This window comes from Aeromonas sp. s11 (genome assembly GCF_040907945.1).
Classification (GTDB): Bacteria; Pseudomonadota; Gammaproteobacteria; order Enterobacterales; family Aeromonadaceae; genus Aeromonas; species Aeromonas veronii.
The window spans coordinates 71,028-90,725 of record NZ_JBFOCU010000062.1 but is presented as its reverse complement, the minus strand read 5'-3'; the positions used below and the strand labels follow the sequence as shown (position 1 = coordinate 90,725).

Below are 19,698 nucleotides of genomic sequence, written 5' to 3'. Positions count from 1 at the left end.
CCCTCCCCTTAGATCCCGGCAACCGGTCGCGAGGGGCCCATGACACCGACCTTTATCAAAAGCAATGCTGCCGCCCAGCTCACCATGGCCGTCGAGGTGATGGATGAACAGGGCACGATGAACACCCGCCAAATCGCCTGCGAGCGGCCACTGACGGTCTACCTCAACTGGAAGGAGATAGTAACCCTGATGACGCTGGGGGCCCGCCCCGAGGCGCTGGTGCTGGGTTATCTGAAAAATCAGGGCTTTATCGAGGATATTTCGGCCATCGAGTCGGTGATTGTCGACTGGGAGAGCGAGGCCGCCGCCGTGGTGAGCAGCCAGCAGGCCGACGATCTCGATAAGTCGCTGGAGAAGAAGACGGTCACCTCAGGCTGCGGTCAGGGCACCATGTATGGCAGTGTGATGAAGAAGCTCGAAGGGGTGGTCTTGGCGGCGCCGGAGCTTAAACAGAGCACCCTCTACGCCCTGCTGAAAGCCCTGTCGGCCCATAACGAAACCTACAAGATGGCCGGTGCAGTGCATGGCTGCGCCATCTGTCGCGGCAGCGAAATCCTCTCCTTTGTCGAGGATGTGGGGCGCCACAATGCGGTGGATACGCTGGCGGGCGAGCTCTGGATGCGCGGCGAGAGTGGCCACGACAAGATCTTCTACACCACCGGGCGGCTCACCTCGGAGATGGTGATCAAGGTGGCGCAGATGGGGATTCCGGTGCTGCTGTCGCGCTCCGGCGTCACCCAGATGGGGCTGGATCTCGCCCGCCAGCTCGGCATCACCATGATTGCCCGCGCCAAGGGGCGCCACTTCGAGGTATTCAGCGGTCACGACCATATGGTGCTGGACGAGAAGCCGCCGGTGCTGGCGCCCAGTCCGGCCGGTCGCGGGATGCGGGACTAAGCCATGAATGAGTTTATGAACGTGAAGCAGGTGGCGGAATACCTCGATCTCAACGAGAAGAAGGTCTACCAGCTCGCCAACGAGGCGCGCATCCCCGCCACCAAGGCGACCGGCAAGTGGCTGTTTCCCCGCTCCCTGCTCGACCGCTGGCTGCTCGGCAGCTGCCACGAGGGGGTGATGAACGACCGGCTGCTGCTGGCGGGCTCGGACGATGTGCTGCTGCACTACGCCAGCAGCCGCTTGGCACAGCAGCTCGGCACCCAGGCACTGGTGGGCTACACCCCGTGCGGCACCCGACAGGGGCTGGCGATGCTGGCGCGCGGCCATGTGGATCTCTGCGCCATCCACTGGGGGCAGGCCGAGGAGGCGCACCTGCGCCACCCGGCGCTGGTGCAGCAGTATCAGGGCCACCGGCAATGGGTGATCGTTCATGGATTCAGGCGGGTGCAGGGGCTGGTGCTGCGCCAGGGGTTGCAACCCAAAGAGGCGAAAGAGGCGCTCGACTGGCGCTGGGCCATGCGCCAGGAGGGGGCCGGCAGCCAGCGCGCCCTGCAGGAGTGGCTGCAAACGCAGGGAGAGTCGCTGACCCGGCTGGAGCGCACCCTCGAGGTCAACAGCGAGCGGGAGCTGGCTGCCGCCATCAGCCGCGGCGATGCGGATGTCGGGCCCGGCGCCCAGAGCACCGCCACCGAGTTTGGCCTCGGCTTTATGCCGCTGTCGCAGGAGTGCTTCGATCTAGTGATGCCGCAGGGGGTCTTCTTTCGCACCCTGCTGCAACAGCTGATCGGCTGGCTGCAATCCCCCGAGGGACGCGAGCTGGCGGCCCGCCTCGGCGGCTATGACCTGACCCAAAGCGGCAAGCTGGTGTGGAGCCCGCAGTAAATAACCACTCACCCACCGACAAAACAGCCCGTCAACCATGTTGACGGGCTGTTTTTATAACGGCCTTTTTATAACAACATCAATCGCTTGTCTCACGACCCTCGGCATTGAGGGCGATGCGCCACCCTTCCAGTTTCGCGGGCTCGCTGCCGCTTGGCAGCAGGGCGTGGCTGCGCAGCCGCACGGTAAAGCAGCTCCCCTGCCCCGGGGTGGAGTCCACCAAGAGCTCCCCACCCCAGCGGCTGATGATGCGGTGACTCAGGGCCAGCCCCAGTCCGGTGCCGGTGGCGCGGGTGGTGAAGAAGGGATCGAAGATCTTGTCGATAATGGCCGCCTCGATGCCGCTACCGTTGTCGATCACCCGCACCTCGGCCCCGCGCAGCTGACCCAGTTCATCGACCCAGTCACGGCTCTCGACCCGGATCTCCCCCTGCTCCCCCAGCGCGTGGCTGGCGTTGACCAGGAGGTTGATCAGCACCTGCAATAGCTGCTGGCGATCCGCCTCGATGGGCTGCTGGGCCCTGAGATCGGCCACCAGCTCCACCTGCTGCTGACGCAGGGCGGAGCGCACCAGGGTCAGGCTCTCCTCGATGATGGGATTGAGGTGCTGCCACACAGGTGCGGTCTCGTAATCGCCGGGGCGCGAATATTGCAGCAGGCTGCGGGTGATGGCGCGAATGCGCTCGATCTGGGCCAGCACCAGCGCCAGCTCCTCGCTGACCGGCTCGGCCGCCTCTCCCAGCTCCAGCTTCATCAGCTCCACATTGCCGAGGATCACCGCCAGCGGGTTGTTGATCTCGTGGGCCACCCCGGCCGACAGCTCCCCAAGGGCCGCCAGCTTCTCGCTGATCAGCAGCTGCTGGCGCGCCTCGGTCAGCATATGGATATGATCTTCCAGCTCGGCAGTCTTGAGCTCGAGGCTTTGGGTGCGCTCGGCCACCTTATGCTCCAGCTCGTCGGCGCTGCGGGCCATCTGCTGCTGGTGCGCCTCCTGCCTGTCCAGCATGGCGTCGAACTGGCGACCGAGCTGGGCCAGCTCGTGGTCGGGATCGAGCGCCAGCGGGCCGATTCGAGCCGACTCCCCGGCCTGCACCTGCCGCACCACCTTGTGCATCCGCTCGATGGGGGAGAAGAGATCCCGCGCGCCGCGATAGACCAGCAGGCCGGAGAGCAGCAACAGCAGCACCACGCCGGAGCCCAGCTCCACCAGATTGGTGAGGTAGGTGCGGATGATGGGCCACTCGAGAAAGCCCACATAGAGCATGCCGAGCCGCTCGCCCCTGGCTCCCAGCAGCGGCTCGTAACCCGAGACATACCAGGCGTCGTGAACGAAGGCGCGGTCAACCCACATCTCCCCTCGCCCCAGCACCTGTTCGCGCACTGGCGGCGAGACCCGGGTGCCCACCGCCCGGCCCACCTGACGGCTACTGCTGACCGGTACGTTGGTGCTCACCCGCAGATCGTCGAGAAACAGGGTGACGGTGCCAACGCTGCCATCCGGCAGGGTATTTTTGGCAAACACCTGCCCCTTGAGCTCATCCACCAGCCGGGTGCTGCCGTTGATCAGCTCGCCCCCCTCCAGCACCGCCCAAAGGGAGCCGTCGCGGCCCATCACAGGGGTCAGTGACAGGCTGATCAGCCCCCTGTCCTCCACCACCCTGGTGCCATCCCGCTGCCACAGCACGGCCCGTTTGGCCAGTTGCGGAGAGAGGGCGAGCATCTCCTGCTGCGACCAGACCACGAAGTGGCTGACGCTGCGCCCGGCCGTGAGGGCGGCACGCTCCTGCGCCGTCAGCTGATCCAGCTCGGGGCCACGGCGCAAGCGCAGAAAATCGAGACCATAGTTGGCCGCCAGCGGCATCACCCAGTCATGCAGCTGATCCGGCGATTCCCGCAGCCGCAGCTGAAAGGCCCAAGCATCGCGCAGATGCTCGAGATGCTCGGTCTGGCGCTGCTGCTGCACCGTGATGGCGTGGTGGGCCACCCCGAGATCGCTGCGCACCGTGGTGAGCAGGTTCTGCCAGCTGTAGGTGAGAGTCCAGTAGAGGGTGAGCGCGATCATGCCCACCAGGGTGAGCATGATGGGTACCGAGGTGAGCAGCAGCAGGCGCCAGCGCACCTTGGTGCGCACGCAACGGGGCAACAGGGCGCGCATGCAGCGGGAGAGCAGGGTCAGTTTCATCGCCACCCCATCCAGTCAGCCTTCCTCATTCGATGGCCCACTCCTTGAATTTGCGATCCAGCGTCTTGCGCGCCACCCCGAGCACCCGGGAAGCGGCCGACTTGTTGCCATCATGGCTGGCCACCACCTGCAGGATGTGGGCTTTTTCTACCTCCGCCAGCGGCCACGCCAGCGGATAACCCTCCTCGCTCGCCCCCGGTTCGGCGGGCTTGCTGCTCTGCCAGTAATCCGCCGGGGGCTTGCCCAGCAGCAGGCAGCGCTCGATGAGGTTGCGCAGCTCCCGCACGTTGCCGGGCCAGGGGTAGGCCTGCATCGCTACCACATCCTCGTGGGTCCAGCTCAAGGAGCCCATCCCCATCTCGGCGGTGAGCTGGCGGGTAAAGTGGTGTACCAGCGCGGGGATATCGTCGATCCGCTCCCGCAGCGGGGCGACCGGCAGCGCCACCACGTTGAGGCGATAGAAGAGATCTTCGCGAAAGCGGCCCGCCTCCACCTCGGCCTTGAGGTTGCGGTTGGTGGCGGCGACGATGCGCACATCCACCGCCAATTCGCGCTCGGCACCGACCGGGCGGATGGCCTTCTGCTCCAGTGCCCGCAGCAGGGAGGCCTGCATGGCGAGCGGCATTTCGCCGATCTCGTCGAGAAACAGGGTGCCTTGATGGGCGACCCGAAACAGGCCGTCGCGCCCCTTGCGGGCGCCGGTAAAGGCCCCCTGCACATGGCCGAACAGCTCGCTTTCCAAAAGCTCCGGCGCGATAGAGGCGCAGTTGAGGGGCACAAAGGCCCCCATACGGCCGGAAAGTTGATGCAGGGCGCGGGCCACCAACTCCTTACCTGTGCCGGACTCCCCCTCCACCAATACGGCGGCATTGGAGGGGGCTACTCTGGCGATGAGCGTCTTGAGCTCGCGGGTCTTGGCACTGTCGCCAATCAGGGTGGGCGGGAAGAGCTTGCTCACCTCCCGGCGCAGCAGCAGGTTCTCCCGCTCCATCTGGCGGCGCTCGATGACTCTGTCCACCGCCTGCACCATCTGATCGAGGTTGAATGGCTTGAGGATAAAGTCGCTGGCGCCGAGGCGCAGCGCCTTGAGGGCGGTCTCCATATCGCCAAAACCGGTCATGAAGATGATGTCGCTGCGGCGAGTGGCCGGGTCGATGGCTTCGTGCCACTCGATGCCGGAGCGCCCCGGCAGCCGGATGTCGGCGATGATAAGGTCAAAGTGAAGGCGGCAGCGCAGGGCTTCCGCCTCCTCCACGCTGGCGGCAGTCTCAATCTGGGCGAAGCGCTTGGCCAGCGCCTTGGCCAGAAAGCTGCGCATGCCGGGCTCATCGTCAACGATAAGCAGGGAGAGGGCAGACCAGCGGCTGGGAGGGAGTGTCATGGAAAAAAGTACCTCGGATGCACGTACGGTCGGTGAATGTCCCGATAACCGGAACCTTAGTGGGACATTTTGTCCTTACCGTATCAAAAGCACCAACACCAATTATTAAAAGCGATAACAAGCTCACCTAATTGATTCTAATAAGCTTCTGTTTTTAAACGGCAAACCGTGAATGCAGCGGCAAAGGAACAGTTTGGCACCCTGCTTGCTTACTCTTGCCCTCTCCTCATCCACCCTGAAAAAAGTTGCATCACGATGACGATCAAAACCCATCTCAAACGTTTTGCCCTCTCCCTCGCCGCCAGCCTGCTGATCGTCGGTGCGGCCCACGCCGAAGCGGATACTAATGCCACAAAAGCGCCGATCCGCCTCGCCACCACCACCAGCACCGAGCAGTCCGGTCTGCTGGGCTGGCTGCTGCCCCAGTTCACCAAGGAGACCGGTTATCCGGTGCAGGTAATGGCGGCCGGTACCGGCCAGAGCCTGAAGATGGGCGAGAATGGCGATGCGGATCTGGTGATGACCCACGCCCCCTCTGCCGAGAAGAAGTTCGTCGATGCGGGCTTTGGCATCGAGCCGGTACACCTGATGTACAACGACTTCGTTATCGTCGGCCCGGCGAAAGATCCGGCGGGTCTCGGCAAACTGCACGACGCGGCCAAGGGGCTACAAGCCATCAAGGATAAGGGCCAGACCTTTATCTCCCGCGGTGACGAGTCCGGTACCCACATCAAGGAGAAGACCCTGTGGCAAGCCGCTGACGTCAAACCCGAGTTTGCCGGTTACAAATCCATCGGCCAAGGGATGGGCCCGACCCTGACAATGGCCTCGGAGCTGGGTGCCTACACCCTGACCGACCGCGGCACCTGGCTCGCCTACCAGAGCAAGCTGGATCTCGCCGTACTGCTGGAGGGTGACAAGCGCCTGTTCAACCCCTATCAGGTGATCCTGGTCAACCCCAAGCGCTACCCGGATCTCAACACCGAAGGGGCCCGCACCCTGAAGAACTGGCTGGTCTCCGAGCATGGCCAGAAATTGATCGGCGACTTCAAGGTGGCGGGTCAGGCGCTGTTTGTGGCGGATGCCAACGGGAAATAATGGCAACCCTGACCCCTGCGATGACCTTGATGGCCCTCCCCCGGTTCGCTGAGGGAGGCGCCTGATGCCGACCCTGCTTGACATGACCGTATTGACGGCCCTCGCCCTGCACGATAAGAAAGAGGTCTGATGCCGACATTGATCGACACGACATTGGCGGCCCTCGCCCTGCTGTTCAGTGGTGACACCGAACTGTGGCAGGTGGTGGGGGTCTCCTTCTCCGTCTCCTGTATCGCCCTGCTGCTGGTGCTGCTGCCTGCCTTGCTGCTGGGCTTTGCCCTGGCCTATCTGCCGCTGCCCGGCCGCTGGCTCTGGCTCTCCTGCATCAATACCCTGCAATCGGTGCCGACCGTGGTGATTGGCCTCTTGCTCTACATGCTGCTGTCGCGGGCCGGCCCCTTTGGCGACTGGAAGCTGCTCTTTACCCAGCAGGCGATGGTGGTGGGGCAGATGCTGATCGCCTTCCCGGTGATCGCCACTATGGCCCACGCGGCGTTTGTCCAGAGCGACCGGCGTGCCTGGGAGACCGCCCTGACCCTGGGGGTCTCCTGGCCCAAGGCGCTGATCGGCCTGATGCACGAGTGCCGCTTTGGCCTGCTGGCCGCCATCATCGGCGCCTTTAGCCGCATCGTCACCGAGGTGGGCTGCTCCATGATGGTGGGGGGCAATATCCTGCACTTCACCCGCAACATCCCCACCGCCATCGCGCTGGAAACCCAGAAAGGGGCCTTCACCCAGGGGGTGGCGCTCGGCATAGTGCTGCTCACCCTCGCCCTCTTGCTCAACCTGCTGCTGACGGCCTGTCGCGGCCACAGCTATCTGAAGAACTGACCATGCCCCCACTGTGTATCAACAGGAGTACCCCATGGCCCTGACCGCCCACCAGCTGACGATGCGCTTTGGCGAGCGCCAGCTGTTCGAGATTGAGCGCCTCTCCATCGCGGCGGGAGACGCCATCTGGCTGCATGGAGCCAACGGGGTGGGCAAGACCACTCTGCTCAAAATCCTGGCGGGGCTGCTGGCTCCTACCCGCGGCCACACCAATCTGCCGGGGCGCTGGCAACAGCGGCTCAACCGGCTGCTCAAGCGGGATCTGGGGCCGGGCCGGGTCACCTATCTGCACCAGACCCCCTATCTGTTCGATCGCACGGTGCACGACAACGTGGCCTGGGCGCTGGATAAACAACTCGGCAGCGAGATCCGGGTATTCGAGGCGCTGCGCCGGGTCGAGCTGGAAGGGCTGGCGCGGGAGCACATCAGCATCCTCTCGGGTGGCGAACGGCAACGACTGGCGATGGCGCGCGCCTGGGCGCTGCAACCGGCCTTTCTGCTGATGGATGAGCCCACCGCCAATCTGGACACACATTCGGTTGCCCTGATGGCCGCATTGGCGCAAGATCTGCGGGAACATGGCAGCGGCCTGGTCGTCATCAGCCACCAGAGCAACGCATTGACCTCCCTGTGCGAGCGGCAATGGACCCTCGCCCGTGGCCAGCTGCAAGAGACGACCCCTTTAAAAATCATCGAGCGACATGACTTCAAAAAGCGACAGCCACTCTGATCCCGTTGCCGTATCAGCAGTGATCCTGGCAGGAGGCCGCGCCACCCGGATGGGGGGCGAAGACAAGGGATGGGTAGCACTGGCGGGACGCCCTCTTATCGACCATGTTTTGGCGCGCCTGCGCCCCCAGGTGGATGAGGTGCTGATCAACGCCAACCGCAGTCAGGCCCGCTATCAGACGCTGGCTCCGGTCATCAGCGATGACAACAACGACTATCTCGGCCCGCTGGCGGGCATGCAGGCAGGTCTTGCTGCCGCCCGTCACGACTGGGTGCTGTTCGTTCCCTGCGATGGCCCCGCCCTGCCGCTGGATCTGATGAGCCGCTTTCGCGCCGCCCTGACCCCGGATACCGAGCTGGTAGTGGCCCACGATGGCGACTGGCTGCAACCCGTGGTGGCCCTGCTGCACAAATCCTTGCTCCCCTCCCTCACCGCCGCACTGGCAGAGGGGGAGCGCAAAATCGATATCTGGTTTGCCCGCCACAATATGGCGGTGGTGAGCTTTGCCGATCAGCCGGATGCCTTTATCAATCTCAATAGCCCGGACGAGCTGGCCGCCTACGAGGCCCGTCTGCTTGCCCCGGCTATCGACCCCCAACAAGGAGTCACCTCATGACCCCGGCCCCCACTCTTCCCCTGCTCGGCTTCGCCGCCTGGAGCGGCACCGGCAAGACCACCTTGCTGGAGCAGTTGATCCCCCTGCTGGTGGATCGCGGCCTGCGCATCGGGGTGCTCAAGCACGCCCACCACGACTTTGATATCGACCAGCCGGGCAAGGACAGCTACCGCCTGCGCAAGGCGGGTGCCCAGCAGATGATGGTGGCTTCCCGCCGCCGTCATGCTCGCATCATTGAAACCGAGCTGGCCGAAGCCGATTTTCGCCAGCTGCTGGCCAGCTTCGATCAGACAGAGCTCGACCTGCTCTTGGTCGAGGGGTTCAAGCACGAGCACTTCCCGAAAATCGAGCTGCACCGCGCCGAGATTGGCAAGCCGCTGCTCTTCCCCGAAGACAGCGACATCATCGCGCTGGCAAGCGATCAGCCACAACAGAGTGGCGAACAACAGCAGACAAGCCTGCCCCGACTAGATATCAACGATCTGGCGGCTATCGCCGACTTCGTCTGCCGCTGGCTTGACGGCTGCCAGAGCAAGGAGCCTGAGGCGGGCAAGGGCTTTCTCTCGGTAGAGGCGGCCCGCAATGCCATTCTGGCGGCCCTCACCCCGAGCACGGCCTGCAGCGACAAACCGCTGGCCCAGTGCCACGGCGCCGTGCTGGCCGCCGATCTGATAAGCCCCATCAATGTGCCCCCCCACGCCAACTCGGCGATGGATGGCATTGGCCTTCGCAGCGATGATCTCGCCGCCGGTCGCTGGCAACTGGTGGGGGAAGTGCTGGCAGGCCAACAGCGCCACGAGCCTGTACTGGCCGGTCAGGCGGTGCAGATCATGACCGGCGCTCCGCTGCCCCCCGGTGTGGATACCGTGGTGATGCGGGAAGAGACGCTGATTGAAGGTGAGTGGGTCACGGTCACCGCCCCGATCCGGGCGGGGCAGAATGTGCGCCTCGCCGGCGAAGATCTCGCCAAGGGCGCGGTCGCCATCCCGGCCGGTACCTGGCTTGGTGCCCCCCAGCTGGGGCTGGCGGCATCACTCGGTCAAGCCAGTCTCACTGTGCGCACCCCGCTGAAAGTGGCGCTGTTCAGTACCGGCGACGAGGTGCAGGCCCCGGGCGAGCAGCTCGCCCCCGGCCATATCTTCGACAGCAACCGCTTCACCCTGATGGCCCTTATCCGCGCCGCTGGTTGCGAGGTGATGGACCTTGGCATCATTCCCGATGACAAGACCATTCTGCGCCAGCAGCTGGAGCAGGCCGCCGCCAGCGCCGATCTGGTGCTGAGCTCGGGCGGAGTCTCGGTGGGCAATGCCGACTTTATCAAGCTGGTGCTGGCGGAGCTGGGCCAGATCGATTTCTGGCGCATCCAGATGCGGCCGGGCCGCCCGCTCGCCTTTGGCAAGCTGGGGCAGACCCCCTTCTTCGGCCTGCCGGGCAATCCGGTGGCGGCGATGATCTGCGTGCTGCAGTTTGTCGAGCCAGCCATCGCCCGCTTGCAAGGCAAGCGGTGGCAGCCGCTGCGCCTCTCGGCACTGGCAGACGAGAAGATGAAGAGCCGCCCGGGGCGCACCGAGTTTCTGCGCGGCATCTTCCATCAGGACCGTAACGGCCAGCTGCGGGTGCGCACCACAGGGCCACAGGGCTCGGGCATTCTCAGCTCCATGGCCGATGCCAACTGTCTGATTGAAATCGTACCGGATCAACCCGGGATCGCCGTTGGCGAGCGGGTCTGGATCCACCCCCTGCAGGGACGACTGGCCTAAATCCCGACGGGGCGTCGGCCGGATGCACGCCGCCCCGTCACCCACCTGACAGGAGGCAGACCGTGCGTCTTGATGCCCCCCTCTCCCGACTCGATCTGCTGGTCTATGGCCGCTACCGGATCGTCCATGGCCTGCGCATTGCGCTCGCCTTCATGCTCACCTTTCTGCTGACCCGCGAGCTGAAACTGCCGGAGAGCACCTGGCCGCTGATAACCTTGGTGGTGGTGATGGGCCCCATCTCGTTCTGGGGCAATGTGCTCTCCCGCGCCCTGCAGCGGGTGGTGGGCACCATCTTCGGCGCCAGTTGCGGGGTGGTGGCGCTCTATCTCGAGATCTACTCGCTACCGCTGACCCTGATCTGGTGCGGGTGCATCATGTTCCTCTGCGGCTATCTGGCCCTCGGCAAGCGCCCCTATGTGGGGCTGCTGATCGGCATCACCCTGGGAGTCACCATGGGGGCCATGCCGGGGGATATCGAGACGGCGCTGTGGCGCAGTGCCGACGTGATACTGGGCTCCCTGCTGGCGCTGCTCTTTTGCAGCATCTATCCCCAGCGTGCCTACAGCCACTGGCGGCTGCAGTTGCACCAGATCCTGCAGCAGTCGGGGCGGCTCTATCACACTCACCTCTCCCCCAATGTGCTGGAGCGCCCGCGCCTCAAGCACAATCTCTCCCAGCTGCTGGCACAGACCGGCAAACTGCGGGCACTGCTGGCCCCTGCGGCCAAGGAGACACGCCACAGCGTCGCCCTGTTTGATGCGGTGCAGGTCACCATGCGCAACACCCTCTGCACTCTTGAGATGCTGGCCAACACCTACTGGAACGATCGGGAGAGCCACTTCCTGATGCAGAGCACGGCTGAGCTGCAAGCCTGCCATCTGGCCACCGAGGAAGCGATCAACCAGCTTGCCCTGATGATGCAAACCGGCGACGGTCGCGGGGCCGATGCCGCCATCGCCCACCTGCACGAGGTGGCGACCCAGGTATCGCTGCCGCCCAACGCAGAGGCAGCCATCAATGGCTACCTCTGGCTCAACGTCCAGCTGACCGAGCAGCTCACCCACCTGCGCCGCCTGCTGGGGCTGATCCTCACCCCGCCCCATCGCAAGCAGCCCGACTAGACCCAATGCAAAACGCCCCGCTGTTGCGGGGCGTTTTGCTGTCTGACTGGCCGTTTGGGCCGTTGATCAGCAACTCTAACTGGCATTGGCCAGCGGCTGCTCGGTGGTGAGGTAGAGGGAGAAATCCTGAATACCCGCCTGCAGGGCGGCAAAACAGTCGGGGTCTATCGCAGTGCCCAGGTTCTCCGCCATCATCTCCAGCGCCTGCGGCACAGGGATGGCGCCGCGATAGGGGCGCTTGGCGGTGATGGCATCGAAGATGTCGGCTGTGGTGATGATGCGCGTCTCAAGGGTAATCTCGTCCCCTTTCAGCCCCTTGGGGTAGCCCTTGCCATCGAGCCGCTCATGGTGGGCGCCCGCCACTTGTGCCAACTCCTCGAAGGCGCCGATGCGGCTCAGGATCTCCTCGGTGTAGGCGGCATGCATCTGCACCGCCGCCCACTCCTGCGCATCGAGTTTGCCCGGCTTGTCGAGAATGGCGTTGCTCACCCCGAGCTTGCCCACATCATGGAGCAGGGCTCCCCGCTTGAGCCAGCGTCGACGCGGTTCGGACAACCCCATCTGGGTGGCAAGAATGTCGGTATAGAGCGCCACTCTGCCGCTGTGACCCGCGGTGTAGGGGCTTTTGGAGTCCACCACCTGCCCGAAGGCCGCCGCGATTTCGTCCAGATAATCCTCATCCAGCGCTACCTCCCCCTGTCCGGCCGGGTGGACCAGGACCCATTCGGTCAGTCGGGGATCGGCCAGCCCTTGCCAGAACTCCTCGTCGGCCAGCGCTTCAAATTCCCGAACCAGTGCCGGATCAAACCAGCTGCCGCTGCGCTCGCGCAGCTCCTTGAGCGCCGCATCCGGGCCTGCTGCCGCGTGAAACACATCCACCACCTGACAGAGCAGGGCAATGCGCGAGAAGAGCGGGATCGCCTCGCCAGCCAGTTGCAGGGGCCGACCTTTGCCATTCCAGTGCTCATCGAGGGAGAGGATGCCATCGGCCACCTCGTCACTGAAACGCAACTGGCGAGCGATATCCGCCCCCCGATGACAGCGGGTCTGGATCAGTTCGTTGGCAATCTGGTCACCGTTGCGAAAGATATGAAACAGGCTGCGAAAACGTCCCAGCAGGTCCGCCTGCAAGCCGGTGTGGCCCAGCACAAAGTTGACTACCTCGGAGAGGGAGCCATCCACCAGTTTGAAATCGCGTTTGAAGTGAAGATCGTCGGTGAGATAGAGCTCGCAGATGCGGGCGGCATTGCTGCTGCACCCAAGATCCTTAAGTAGGAGCGTGTAGTAGAGATCATGGCGCAGCCGGGCGTCCAGTCCCAGCCGCTCCCCCAGACGGGAACCTATCCAGCAGCAGCGAATGCAGTGTCCTCTTGGTTGCCCCTCAGTCATATCGAGCGCATGACTGAGGGAACCAATCAACTCCGCTAATCGCAATCCATTCACCGTCATAGTCTACTCCCTTAGACATCATGGCGATTTTGCCAGCAGATTAGGTATACCCCATCTGAAGCTAGATCGATCTGGATTCAGTTGAATTTAGGCAGCAGCCTTGCCCTGATTAGCCCGCTCTTCCAGCTCTGCGCGGCTCAGGGTAGAGACAAAGCGGCCATCGAAGTAGATATCCATCAACTCGCCACGCTTCTCGCCACGCATCATGCTGCGGCGGCCATCCAGATAGTGCACCTCCATCTGGGCGGTATGCTCGTCCGGGTAGCTGATCTCCACCTCGCGCACCCCTTGTGGCAGCATGGCCAACGGCACCTTCTTGAGGGCCGGATCCAGATGCTGGTTCACCTTGATCACCGGATTGGCTTTCATGTCCACCACAGCCGGAGATTTGCCGGTGATGGGGTTCTTGCCAGACCAGAACTCGATGGTATTGAACACAAACAGGTCAGCGGTCGCGGCCAGACCGTAGACAGGGGAGAGCAGCATAAAGACCCCGGCACGAGCGTAGCGGTTATCCACCACGCTCAGGTTGCCCTTGGTGACCATGCCGGAAAGCCCCATCTGCCCCATACAGCCGCCCAGCCCCATGCTCGCGACCATAACCAGCAGGGCCATTGCCCGCCCCTTCTGTTGTAATGCCATCGTGTTCTGTTCCTGCTCTGAAATGAATGAGGCGGCAAGCCTAATCAAGGGGCCAGAAGAGGACAATTCACAATGGCAGGACGATACAGGAGGGGTTCAGATTGGCATATCAAGTGCGCAATAAATAAGCACCGATGGGATTATCATCCGATCGGTGCTTCATTCAACAATCAATAACCGTCAGGAGCCGATGGCCAGATTGGAGACTGTCTCGGTCACATTGATGGCGCCCTGCTCGATCTGTGACATCACGCCACTCACCTCGCCGATCTGCTCCTTGCCACGCTGGGCACTGGTGGCCACCTCATTGATGTTGCCGGTGATCTGGGCCGTCAGTTCGCGGTTTTTCTGAACCACGCTGGCGATCTCGCCGGTCGAGAGGGAGGTGCGCGCAGCCAGCTGACGTACTTCGTCGGCCACCACCGCAAAGCCGCGCCCCTGATCGCCGGCCCGGGCAGCCTCGATGGCTGCGTTAAGGGCCAGCAGATTGGTCTGCTCGGCAATGCTACTAATAGTAGAGACAATGGCTTCAATGCTTTTCGACTGCTCATTGAGCTGGCCAATCAGGCCGGAAGTGCGACTCACCTGTTCGGAAATGGCGCTAGAGATGGCAACCGATGCCGCCAGCAGTTCAGACCCGGTTTCGGCAAAGCGGGTGGTCTCCTGCGAAATGGTCTGGGCTATGTTGGCCGCCTCGCTCACTGCCTGGGCGCGCTTGATCCGCTCTGTCACCTCACTGGCAAACTTGATCACCTTGACCACCTTGCCGCTCTCATCCTTGATGGGGTTGTAGGTAGCCTCCAGCCAGATCTCGTTGCCGTGGCTGTCACGACGACTGAACAGCCCCGACTTGAGCTGGCCGTGGGCCAGATCGTCCCAGAAGTGAGGTTGCTCGCGATAGAAGCTCTCATCGCAAAACAGCCTGTGATGCTGCCCCTTGAGCTGCGAAAGGGAGTAACCGACGCAGGAGAGGAAATTCTGATTGGCCGTCACAATCTCCCCCTTGGGGGTGAACTCGATAATGGCGAGTGCCCGATCGAGTGCCGAGATGATCGCTTTCTGACGACTCAACTGCTGATAACTCTCGGTGATATCGGAGGCTATCTTGACGACCCTGACCACCTTGCCCTCAACCTTGACCGGGAAGTAGGTAGCCTCCAGCCACAACTCCCTGCCATGTTTGTCAATGCGCTGGTAGATGCCACTGTGGGAATGCCCCTGACGCAACTGTTCCCAAAACTGGGCATAGGAGGATGACTGGGCGTAGTGGGCATCACAAAAGATCCGGTGGTGTTTACCAATCACCTCCTGCTCGCTATAGCCCACCACACTCAGAAACAGCGGGTTCGCCTCGAGGATCTCGCCACTTGGTGTGAAACTGATGGTAGCGACACCGACTTTTACTGCATCAATAAATGCCTGGGCCTGGGCCAACTGCATTTGACACGCTTGTAATTCCGCTTTGAGTTTGAAGTTGAACATCTTGCCCTGCCCCTCTGTTACCTGTTTACAACTACATCACATCTGCATGAACTTTAGACGAGAAAGCAGAGGGATAACGGGGTCCCATCCATTAAGGTGCCAGGTTCCACTCCAGATAGGCCGGATTGGCGACAAAGCCGATCCGCTCATAGAGAGAGCGCCCCTGCTCGCTGGCATGGAGCCACACCTTGCCCAGCTGACGCGCTCTGGCGAAGGCCGTTATGGCATCGAGCAGCGCCGTGGCGATCCCCTGCTGGCGCCATTGTGACCGCGTATACATGTTGAGCAGGTACCCCTCCACCCCCGTCAAATTGCCGGGATAGGGGGGCCGTACAAACAATGCCAGCGTCCCTGCTGCCACGATCTGTTTGCCGCCCTCTTGCGTATCGGCCTCAGCCAGCCATGATAAAGCGCTCTCTTCACTCATCGCCCGGGTAAAGTAGTCAAGGGTGGCCTGCCACAAGGCCGGGTCTGCCTGCGGCGTCACCAGCTCACCGACCTCACAAAACAGCTCCATGCGCAGCGCCACCAGTGCGGGAATATCTGCGGCCCTTGCCTGACGAATGATCATTGGCTGCTCCTTTTCTCTCATGGGAAATTTCGCCGGCCGTCATTATGACAAAGAGCGCCTTGTGGCGCTCTTTGTCATTGGGAAAATCACTGATAAATCAATGGTTGCGACGTGTCAGCCAATAATCCAGGCTCAGCACACCGCCGCCCCAGATGATCAGGGTCAGCAGCATCCAGCCCCACAGCTGGTGATCGTAAAAGCCACCCGCCCAGAGGGTCGGATAGGAGATCACCGCCATGATATTGAAGCCAAACAGCAGCAAGGCGGCTGGGCGGGTAAAAAGCCCCGCCAGCAGGAAGAGCGGCAACAGCAGCTCGGTCGCCGTCCCCAGATAGGCAGCCCACAACCAGGGCAGCAGGGGCACCTGATACTCGGATTCAAACAGATAGAGGGTGGAATCCCACGCCGTCAGCTTGAGCCAGCCTGAAGTGATAAAAACCGAGGCGACCCACAGCCGCGCCAACAACAGCACACCGGCACTGCTCCAGCGCGGCAAATCACCACTTGAGCTGGCCAGCGCCAGCCATTTGTTTGCCATCATGGCATTACCTCCATATCCACCAGCAGACCAAGGGTTATCAGGCGAGTGAGATGTTCACTGGCCGCAGGGTCGGCCGCAAGCAGATCGACCAGCGCCGTACCGGCGAGACATCCCTGTAGCAGCGCCCACTCACCAGCCGTCAGGGGCAAGGGGGCAACCCGGCAATCCGGCTGTTTCTTCAATGCCAACCAGACGGGGGCATCAAGCACCTCCACCGCTTCACCACAGTGCAGCGCCATCTGCCACAGGGCCAGCACCGGATAATCGCTGGCAACCAGCAGCAGATCAGTGGCTGGCAAGAGTCGCAGCCGCTCCCATTGTTGCGGCGATAATGCGGCCAGACGCTCGGCTGGCCAGCAGCGTGATTCCAGCGGCAGCAGACTGGCACGCTCAAGCTGCCATTCGAACTGAGCCAGCGCCTCCAGCCAGGGCAGCCCGGTTGTAGTTGGCAAGCGGGCCAACCATTGGCCAAATCCGGCGCCATAGTGCATGACGCTCCCTTCCCTGAGCGGCTCGGCCAATACGAAGCCACGGGCCGCCGCTGCAAAAAAGTCATCCCCGACCATAGCCTTGACGGCGGGATAACTGCTCGCCAGCACCTCGCCAAGGCTCAGGATGAAGTGGTTGCGATAGACCTGCAGCACAGATTCGGCAGAAAAGAGTCGGGAGCTGATGTGAGGGGCAATGGCGTCATGCGCCCCCAGCAGACCATCGGCAAAGTGCTGTTGCAGCTGTGCCAGCTCAGCCATGGGCCACCTCCCGTGGCGCACTCATGGCGCACGCCTCATCCAGAATGGCGCCGGCCTGCGCCGCCTCTGCCAGCAAGACCGGCAGCGGCGGGATCTCGAGGTCCCACTCAATCAGGGTGGGAATGGCCTGCTTGCGGCAGATCTGGCGATAGAGTTCCCAGACCGGCTCCACCACAGGAGCGCTGTGGGTATCGATATAGAGGGAGCCTTCCGGCAGCTGCTTCTCGGTATAACCGGCCAGATGGATCTCCCCGACGGTGGCGAGATCGATCGCCGCCAGATACTCATCGCAAGAGAAACCGTGATTGAAGGCACTGACATGGAGATTGTTGAGGTCGAGCAGGATGCCGCACTCGCTGCGCTGCTGCAGCTCGGCCAGAAATTCCCACTCGCTCATCTCCCCGGGCAGTTGCAGATAGGAGGAGGGATTTTCAATCAGCATGCGGCAACCCAGGGTCTGTTGTACCTGCTGGATCTTGTCGCTCATGTTGCGCAGGGAGGCTCGGGTATAGGGCACCGGCAGCAGATCGTTGAAGTAACGCCCGCCAATGCTGCCCCAGCTGAGATGTTCGGAGATCCGTACCGGTTTGATCGCCGCTACCAGTGTCGACAACTGCTGCAGATGGTGCGGATCGAGCGGGTCGGCAGAACCGAGGGACATGCCAACGCCGTGAAGACTGACGGGGTAGTGCTGCGCCAGTTCGGCGAGCACCTGAAAACCGTGACTGTGCCGTTCGAAGTAATTTTCACTGTGCACCTCCAGCCAACCGACTGCCGGCAGGGTTTGCCGGATCTCATCGTAATGGGGAGTGCGTAATCCGATACCAATCAAAGGGTTCATCGCAAGACTCGCTTTCACCAATCAGAGAAGATGCAGGGGGCGACCCATTGGCCATCCCCTGCCCGATGTCTCTTACTTGGGTTGCAGCGAACCGCCGACCAGCTTCTCGCACAGCCCTTTGGGCATCACCACAAAGGCATCACCCTGAGCATCTTCCTTGGCAGTACCGGCGCAGGAGCTGCTCTTGGTCGCACAGTCATTTTTGCTGGCCTTGACCACGCCGTAGCACTTCTCCTTTTCATCGGCAGCCATTGCTGGTGCCGCGATAAATTGGGCGCCCAGCGCCAGCAGACCGGTCATGGCGGAGGCGATAGCAGTGCTTTTTTTAACATTCATGTTCATGTTCCTTTTGATGTCGTTGGATGTTGCTGATATCCCCGATTTATCGCAACCGGGTACCTGCAATAGAACCGGCAAACGGGATATTCCCTTTCAAAAAAAACACAAAAAGAATTAAATAATCCAAATGACAGAAGTCAAAACATTGATTTAAAACAACTATTCTCTCATTAAAAACTTCTTGCCGACCACCGTTTTATGAACAAAAAAAGAGTGCCATATGGTGCTTTCATCCCGTTAATCTTCTTCACTGCTTCCATCAAAAGAGATGTGTCAGACATAAAAAAGCCCCGCCAACAGGCAGGGCTGGATGCAACTTTAAAGAAACAAGAAATAAACAATCTGAGTAGTGTTGGGAGGCAGGAGTTGCGGCAAACAGATAAAAAAAGAGACAGCTTTGGCTGTCTCTTTTTGCACATGGTGCGAATGGGGTTTAGTAGAAGATCCGCTCGCCACGCTCGCTCATTTTGAGCCACACCGGTTTGGTGCTGGTTTTGTTCCAGATCCGGTGCAGATAGCTGTAGAAGCGGGCACGATCGCTGCGAAACAGCATCACGGGGAAAGCCAGAATGCCCACCAGCAATACATAAATGCGACGAAGAATAATCTGAGTCAGGGAAAAGGGATGAAACATGATGTAACTCCTTACTGGTAAGACCACTGAGCAAAGATTACCCCACTCCATGTAGGATTACTACATCACCAGCGCATTTTTTTATAAAAAAATGGTGAAAAACGGGAAATACTGAAAACGGGTTACGTCATTAACCAACAGTTAACAAACTTGCGAAAATCGTGCGCTTTGCCACAGTTATCAGGGGAAAAACATGCAGTAGGGAGACACGCATGAAACTGCCGGAAGTGGCACTGCTGGTGCTGATGGTTGCCCTGACACGGGCACAACTGGAGGAGTGGCAACTGAATCGGGAAGATGCCATCGTGCTGGCCGAACGGGGCGTGCCCACCGTCAGCCTGTGGCAATGCGGCACACTGAAGCAACGGATTGCGGATCTCAACCAGCACAGTGCCGAGGTGCAGTTTCAATATCGGGGGCAAAACATGGCGGATGTGAGCCACTATCTCGAGCGGGAGTGGAAACAGGCTGGCTGCGAGCAGTTACTGGTACAGCAAGGATACTGACCAAGGCTCAGACTCGAAGAGTGATGATTGAGATGAACAGAGAGAATATGGAGGCACGTTCCGGAGTCGAACCGGACTAAACGGATTTGCAATCCGCTGCATAACCGCTTTGCTAACGCGCCATGCTGACAAGACTGATTGTCTTGAAAGTGAGTTCCATCGTTGGTGCGATGGAAAATTGGAGCGGGAAACGAGACTCGAACTCGCGACCCCGACCTTGGCAAGGTCGTGCTCTACCAACTGAGCTATTCCCGCGTTACTGCTTTCGTGCCAGTTGCCTGACAACGAGGCGCATTATACGTACCACGAGCGCCAGCACAACCCCTTTTTCGCAATTTAAACCCTGATGCAGACTGTTTGCTCAGGGTTTAAACGCCTTGCTGCATTTTTCTCCAGCCAGCTGTGACCCACCAAGCGAATTTGGGATAAAGTCGTTGAAATGATTA

General features: G+C 61.4%; 20 protein-coding genes and 2 tRNA genes. 9 read left to right on the top strand and 13 right to left on the bottom strand.

Features of this window, described 5'->3' with window-relative positions:
- Window positions 1-39 precede the first annotated feature (39 nt).
- The gene (locus AB5Y84_RS18940; RefSeq protein ID WP_088868728.1) at window positions 40-897 is read left to right on the top strand and encodes a formate dehydrogenase accessory sulfurtransferase FdhD; all 858 of its coding nucleotides are present in this window, start codon (window positions 40-42) and stop codon (window positions 895-897) included.
- Between the two features lie 15 nt (window positions 898-912).
- A complete protein-coding gene (locus tag AB5Y84_RS18935; RefSeq protein WP_013723539.1) occupies window positions 913-1,779 on the top strand; it encodes a helix-turn-helix transcriptional regulator in 867 nt (288 codons plus the stop codon).
- A gap of 79 nt (window positions 1,780-1,858) precedes the next feature.
- Here the strand turns inward: AB5Y84_RS18935 and AB5Y84_RS18930 are convergent, their stop codons facing one another.
- Both AB5Y84_RS18930 and AB5Y84_RS18925 read right to left on the bottom strand, forming a co-directional pair.
- A complete protein-coding gene (locus AB5Y84_RS18930; RefSeq protein WP_368177560.1) occupies window positions 1,859-3,961 on the bottom strand; it encodes a cache domain-containing protein in 2,103 nt (700 codons plus the stop codon).
- Window positions 3,962-3,986: 25 nt separating this feature from the next.
- The gene (locus tag AB5Y84_RS18925; protein WP_019446240.1) at window positions 3,987-5,342 is read right to left on the bottom strand and encodes a sigma-54 dependent transcriptional regulator; all 1,356 of its coding nucleotides are present in this window, start codon (window positions 5,340-5,342) and stop codon (window positions 3,987-3,989) included.
- Window positions 5,343-5,597: 255 nt separating this feature from the next.
- Here AB5Y84_RS18925 and AB5Y84_RS18920 point away from each other — a divergent pair, with 255 nt between their 5' ends.
- The 6 genes from AB5Y84_RS18920 (at window position 5,598) to AB5Y84_RS18895 (ending at window position 11,498) form a co-directional block, all read left to right on the top strand.
- Complete coding sequence (locus AB5Y84_RS18920) at window positions 5,598-6,440, top strand: substrate-binding domain-containing protein (RefSeq protein WP_368177559.1); 843 nt, start codon at window positions 5,598-5,600, stop codon at window positions 6,438-6,440.
- A gap of 129 nt (window positions 6,441-6,569) precedes the next feature.
- Complete coding sequence (locus AB5Y84_RS18915; RefSeq protein ID WP_019446238.1) at window positions 6,570-7,271, top strand: ABC transporter permease; 702 nt, start codon at window positions 6,570-6,572, stop codon at window positions 7,269-7,271.
- A gap of 34 nt (window positions 7,272-7,305) precedes the next feature.
- Window positions 7,306-8,001 carry an energy-coupling factor ABC transporter ATP-binding protein gene (locus AB5Y84_RS18910; protein WP_368177558.1) on the top strand — a complete coding sequence of 232 codons (696 nt, stop codon included), beginning with the start codon at window positions 7,306-7,308 and terminating at the stop codon, window positions 7,999-8,001.
- Window positions 7,973-8,617 (top strand): molybdenum cofactor guanylyltransferase MobA, encoded by a 645-nt coding sequence (gene mobA, locus AB5Y84_RS18905; protein ID WP_368177557.1) that lies wholly within the window; start codon window positions 7,973-7,975, stop codon window positions 8,615-8,617. The genes AB5Y84_RS18910 and mobA overlap by 29 nt, the downstream gene beginning before the upstream one ends.
- Window positions 8,614-10,377: a bifunctional molybdopterin-guanine dinucleotide biosynthesis adaptor protein MobB/molybdopterin molybdotransferase MoeA gene (locus AB5Y84_RS18900; RefSeq protein WP_127006736.1), complete on the top strand. Its 1,764-nt coding sequence runs from the start codon at window positions 8,614-8,616 to the stop codon at window positions 10,375-10,377. Before mobA ends, AB5Y84_RS18900 begins: the two co-directional genes overlap by 4 nt.
- 62 nt (window positions 10,378-10,439) lie before the next feature.
- A complete protein-coding gene (locus AB5Y84_RS18895; protein ID WP_279498583.1) occupies window positions 10,440-11,498 on the top strand; it encodes an FUSC family protein in 1,059 nt (352 codons plus the stop codon).
- Window positions 11,499-11,573: 75 nt separating this feature from the next.
- Here the strand turns inward: AB5Y84_RS18895 and AB5Y84_RS18890 are convergent, their stop codons facing one another.
- The 9 genes from AB5Y84_RS18890 to AB5Y84_RS18850 form a co-directional block, all read right to left on the bottom strand.
- Window positions 11,574-12,947: an HD-GYP domain-containing protein gene (locus tag AB5Y84_RS18890; protein WP_139463454.1), complete on the bottom strand. Its 1,374-nt coding sequence runs from the start codon at window positions 12,945-12,947 to the stop codon at window positions 11,574-11,576.
- Window positions 12,948-13,034: 87 nt separating this feature from the next.
- Complete coding sequence (locus AB5Y84_RS18885) at window positions 13,035-13,589, bottom strand: DUF3332 domain-containing protein (RefSeq protein ID WP_005334841.1); 555 nt, start codon at window positions 13,587-13,589, stop codon at window positions 13,035-13,037.
- 180 nt (window positions 13,590-13,769) lie between these two features.
- Window positions 13,770-15,071 (bottom strand): PAS domain-containing methyl-accepting chemotaxis protein, encoded by a 1,302-nt coding sequence (locus AB5Y84_RS18880; protein ID WP_270660335.1) that lies wholly within the window; start codon window positions 15,069-15,071, stop codon window positions 13,770-13,772.
- Window positions 15,072-15,162: 91 nt separating this feature from the next.
- Window positions 15,163-15,642, bottom strand: coding sequence for a GNAT family N-acetyltransferase (locus AB5Y84_RS18875; protein ID WP_236297017.1), 480 nt, complete (start codon window positions 15,640-15,642; stop codon window positions 15,163-15,165).
- 97 nt (window positions 15,643-15,739) lie between these two features.
- The gene (locus AB5Y84_RS18870) at window positions 15,740-16,183 is read right to left on the bottom strand and encodes a DoxX family protein (protein ID WP_064339660.1); all 444 of its coding nucleotides are present in this window, start codon (window positions 16,181-16,183) and stop codon (window positions 15,740-15,742) included.
- Window positions 16,180-16,932, bottom strand: coding sequence for a putative DNA-binding domain-containing protein (locus AB5Y84_RS18865; protein ID WP_368177556.1), 753 nt, complete (start codon window positions 16,930-16,932; stop codon window positions 16,180-16,182). The genes AB5Y84_RS18870 and AB5Y84_RS18865 overlap by 4 nt, the downstream gene beginning before the upstream one ends.
- Window positions 16,925-17,773 carry a DUF692 domain-containing protein gene (locus AB5Y84_RS18860; protein WP_257725206.1) on the bottom strand — a complete coding sequence of 283 codons (849 nt, stop codon included), beginning with the start codon at window positions 17,771-17,773 and terminating at the stop codon, window positions 16,925-16,927. The genes AB5Y84_RS18865 and AB5Y84_RS18860 overlap by 8 nt, the downstream gene beginning before the upstream one ends.
- Window positions 17,774-17,845: 72 nt before the next feature.
- The gene (locus tag AB5Y84_RS18855; protein ID WP_005334862.1) at window positions 17,846-18,109 is read right to left on the bottom strand and encodes a DUF2282 domain-containing protein; all 264 of its coding nucleotides are present in this window, start codon (window positions 18,107-18,109) and stop codon (window positions 17,846-17,848) included.
- A 436-nt stretch (window positions 18,110-18,545) separates the two neighbouring features.
- The gene (locus AB5Y84_RS18850) at window positions 18,546-18,746 is read right to left on the bottom strand and encodes a YbfA family protein (RefSeq protein ID WP_005334863.1); all 201 of its coding nucleotides are present in this window, start codon (window positions 18,744-18,746) and stop codon (window positions 18,546-18,548) included.
- A 212-nt stretch (window positions 18,747-18,958) separates the two neighbouring features.
- Here AB5Y84_RS18850 and AB5Y84_RS18845 point away from each other — a divergent pair, with 212 nt between their 5' ends.
- The gene (locus tag AB5Y84_RS18845) at window positions 18,959-19,252 is read left to right on the top strand and encodes a hypothetical protein (RefSeq protein ID WP_005347702.1); all 294 of its coding nucleotides are present in this window, start codon (window positions 18,959-18,961) and stop codon (window positions 19,250-19,252) included.
- A gap of 48 nt (window positions 19,253-19,300) precedes the next feature.
- Here the strand turns inward: AB5Y84_RS18845 and AB5Y84_RS18840 are convergent.
- Window positions 19,301-19,374 (bottom strand) — tRNA-Cys (locus AB5Y84_RS18840).
- A 57-nt stretch (window positions 19,375-19,431) separates the two neighbouring features.
- Window positions 19,432-19,507: transfer RNA gene (locus tag AB5Y84_RS18835), tRNA-Gly, on the bottom strand.
- Window positions 19,508-19,698 lie beyond the last annotated feature (191 nt).